The organism is Kitasatospora sp. RG8, assembly GCF_017813315.1.
GTDB lineage: Bacteria > Actinomycetota > Actinomycetes > Streptomycetales > Streptomycetaceae > Kitasatospora.
The window spans coordinates 1-1,044 of the sequence record NZ_JAGIYX010000095.1 but is presented as its reverse complement, the minus strand read 5'-3'; the positions used below and the strand labels follow the sequence as shown (position 1 = coordinate 1,044).

The window sequence follows — 1,044 nt, the reverse complement described above, 5'->3', positions numbered from 1 at the left end:
CCCCGCCTCGGCCGGGATCCAGGACCGTGCCGACAGTCTGGGCGAGGAACTGCGCCAGGCCACCGGCCTCCAGGTCAGGACCGAGGTCGGGGACGTCCTGCGCGAACTGGACTCCAGTGCGCTGGTCGCCCGCTCCACCCTGCTGATCGGCGCCCTCCAGCTCACCGTCCTGGCCGCCGCCGTCCTGCTCCTGGTGGTCCATCTGATGGCCGCCCGGCAGGAGAGCGAGAATGCGCTGCTGGCCGCCCGCGGCGCCTCCGGCCTGCGCCTGGGCGCCCTCACCGCCACCGAGTCTCTGGTGCTGGCCCTGCCCGCGGCCCTGCTCGCCCCCCTGCTCACCCCGCCCCTGCTGCACCTGCTCACCGCCCGGGGGGCGCTCGCCCGTGTGCCGCTGGACACCGGGCTGCACTGGACGCTGTGGCCGGTCGCGGCGGCCTGTGCCCTGGCCTGTGTCGTCCTGACGACCGTCCCGGGCGTGCTGCGCGGCGCGGCCGGCGCGGTCCTGCGCCGCGCCGGAGGGCGCCAGGCGATGGTGGCCGGCGCGGTCCGCTCCGGCGCGGACCTGGCGGTGGTCGCCCTCGCCGCCCTCGCCTACTACCAGCTGGCCCAGTACCACGGCGGGCTGTCCACGGACGCGGGCGGCCGGCTGGGCCTGGACCCGGTGCTGGTCGCCGCGCCGACGCTGGCCCTGTGCGCGGGCACGCTGCTGGTGCTGCGGCTGCTGCCGTTGGCGGCGCGTCTGGGGGGCCGGCTGGCCGCGCGGGGCCGTGGTCTGGTCCCGGCGCTGGCGGGCTGGCAGCTGGCGCGTCGTCCCGGGCGGGCCAGCGGTCCGGTGCTGCTGCTGGTGCTGGCGGTGGCCACGGGTGTGCTGGCGCTGGGCCAGCACACCACCTGGACCACCTCGCAGCGTGACCAGGCCGCGTTCGCCACGGCCGGCGGGCTGCGGGTTTCCGGTTCGCCGCTGGCCGGGATGGGCCAGGGCGGCCGGTACGCGGCGCTGCCCGGCGGTGACCGGCTGATCCCGGTGGTGCGTCAGGGGACCAG

General features: G+C 77.9%; 1 pseudogene. It reads left to right on the top strand.

Going from position 1 to position 1,044, the window contains the following annotated elements:
- Positions 1-1,044, top strand: a pseudogene (locus J5Y04_RS41165) (ABC transporter permease); the annotation flags it as partial.